Source organism: Thiolapillus sp. (assembly GCF_048562965.1).
GTDB classification, from domain to species: Bacteria; Pseudomonadota; Gammaproteobacteria; order Chromatiales; family Chromatiaceae; genus Thiolapillus; species Thiolapillus brandeum_A.
The window spans coordinates 1-1186 of record NZ_JBHNMF010000880.1; the positions used below are offsets into that span (position 1 = coordinate 1).

Here is a 1186-nt window from a genome sequence, read left to right on the forward strand (position 1 = left end):
GGATCGGTCCTCGGCCATCCAGATTTCCTGCAATGCCTTCTTTGTCTTGGGCTGAACGGCCTTGGGTAGGTAATTCAGCACGTTCGCTGCCAGCCATGGAGAGCGAAGCGAAGGCTGGTAGACCCCAGTAGCCGCGAGGCCGCACTGTTTTCCCGGCGTGCCTTGCGCCAGAGGGAAAACAAAGTAGGCCTCCGAACGCGGCGTCCAGTCATATGGGAGTCAAGTACGGAGCAGCAACGAGCTTGCGAAGTTGTTGCGCAGTGCTTGGTGACCAGGACGGTTGGGGCACCAATAGGTTGTCAAAGGCCGAGTCGATTTTGGGGACTGGGATGTCCCAAAATCTATCACGAGGCCGAAGACACGCTTGCGCCGTCTTGTGCACCCAGCAGCGCTGGTGACGGGTATCGGGGTACACTTCGTCCAATGCTGACCAGAAACCCAGGGCGCCATCTCCCACCGCCAGTTTCGGTGGCACTTCGAGCCCGCGCTTCTTCAAATCCAGCAGCACCTCCCGCCAGCTCTGGGTCGACTCCCGTACCCCGTCCTCGATGGCCAGGAAGTGTTTCTCGCCCCGTTCATTGACGCCAATGACCACCAGGGCGCATAGCTTCTGATGTTCAGCCCTCAGGCCGCTGTAGATTCCGTCCGCCCACAGATAGACCCAGCGGTCACGGCTCACATCCCGGCGGCACCAGTCAGCGTATTCCGTTTCCCCCGTCCGCTTCAGGCGGCCAATCACCGATGCGGATAGGCCTTTTGCCTCGGGCCGACCAGCACCTCCAGGGCCTCCTGCATCTGCCCCGTGGCAATGCCCTTCAGGTACAGCCACGGCAGGGCTGCTTCCACACGCTTGGCCTTCCTCACGTACGGCGGTACCAAGGAGGACCGAAATACCACCGGCTCTCCGGTCCGGCTGCGCACCTTCGGCACCTTCACCGGGACTGGACCCACCCCGGTCAGGATCTCCCGCTCCGGCAGGTAACCGTTGCGAACCACCGCCCGCCGACCCTGCTCATCCTTGTGCGCCTCATACCGCGCCAGCAATTCGGCCAGCTCCGTCTCGATCGCCCGCTGCCAGCCATGGAGAGCGAAGCGAAGGCTGGTAGACCCCAGTAGCCGCGAGGCCGCACTGTTTTCCCGGCGTGCCTTGCGCCAGAGGGAAAACAAAGTAGGCCTCCGAACGCGG

1 pseudogene is annotated in these 1186 nt (G+C 62.6%); it reads right to left on the reverse strand.

From position 1 onward, the window contains the following. Positions 1-370 precede the first annotated feature (370 nt). A pseudogene (locus ACOCD2_RS20855) lies at positions 371-1074 on the reverse strand (IS256 family transposase); the annotation flags it as partial. Positions 1075-1186: the final 112 nt, after the last annotated feature.